This is a genomic window from Streptomyces sp. CA189 (assembly GCF_056428985.1).
Genome location: NZ_JBWJVM010000189.1, coordinates 1 through 1,050, shown reverse-complemented (window position 1 = coordinate 1,050; position 1,050 = coordinate 1). Strand labels below are relative to the sequence as shown.

General features: G+C 69.8%; 1 protein-coding gene. It reads left to right on the top strand.

Translation table 11 applies throughout. The annotated features are described in order from the left end of the window. Positions 1-1,011: IS30 family transposase (locus AC061S_RS44450; protein WP_478691578.1), on the top strand; the 1,011-nt coding region annotated here is incomplete at its 5' end. Between the last annotated feature and the right edge of the window lie 39 nt (positions 1,012-1,050).

Genomic DNA, 1,050 nt, shown 5'->3' with positions numbered 1-1,050 from the left:
GCGGTGGAGCCGCCTTCCGTGCCCTCGCGGTACTTGCGCGAGGCCGACCGCATCCACATCGCCGACCGCCTGCGGGAGAAGGCCACGATCCGCGCGATAGCGGCGGAGCTGGGCCGCAGCCCCTCCACGGTCAGCCGTGAAGTCCGCCGCAACCGCCACCCCGGAAACGGGCAGTACCGGCCGCACGCGGCCCAGGCCCGCGCCGATGCCCGCCGGCCCCGCCCCAAGCCCGGGAAGATCGGACAGAACCCCGAACTGCGGGCCGCGATCCAAGCGGGCCTGGACGAGCGGTGGAGTCCGGAGCAGATCTGCCACGCTCTGCGCAGTCAGTTCCCCGACCGGCCGGAGATGCACGTGGTCCACGAAACCGTCTACCAGGCCCTCTACGTCCAAGGACGCGGAGAGCTACGGCGAGAGCTCGCCGGCGCCCTGCGCAGTGGCCGAGCCCGCCGCAAGCCCCACCGTCAGGCCAACTGCCGCCAGCCCCGCTTCACCGAGCCGATGGTCATGATCAGCGACCGCCCGGCCGAAGTTGAGGACCGGGCGGTGCCCGGCCACTGGGAAGGCGACCTGATCATCGGCAAGGACAGCGGCTCCGCGATCGGCACCCTCGTCGAACGCGCCACCAGATACGTCATGCTCCTGCACCTGCCGAACGGCCGTAGTGCCGAGCAGGTCCGTGACGCGCTCCAGGAGACCGTGCAGCGGCTGCCCGCCCACCTCAAACGGTCCCTGACCTGGGACCAGGGCAGCGAGATGGCCGAACACCGCTCCTTCAGCATCGCCACTGACGTCCCGGTCTACTTCTGTGATCCGGGCAGTCCCTGGCAGCGCGGCTCGAACGAGAACACGAACGGTCTGCTGCGGCAGTACTTTCCCAAGGGCACCGACCTGGCCGTCCACAGCCGCGAACACCTCGACGCCGTCGCCGCCCAGCTCAACGGCCGACCACGCAAAACGCTCGGCTGGGAAACCCCAGCCGAGCGCCTGCATAAACTCCTCGCGGCCTGAACAACCAACCACGTGTTGCGACGACCCCTAGAAACCGCC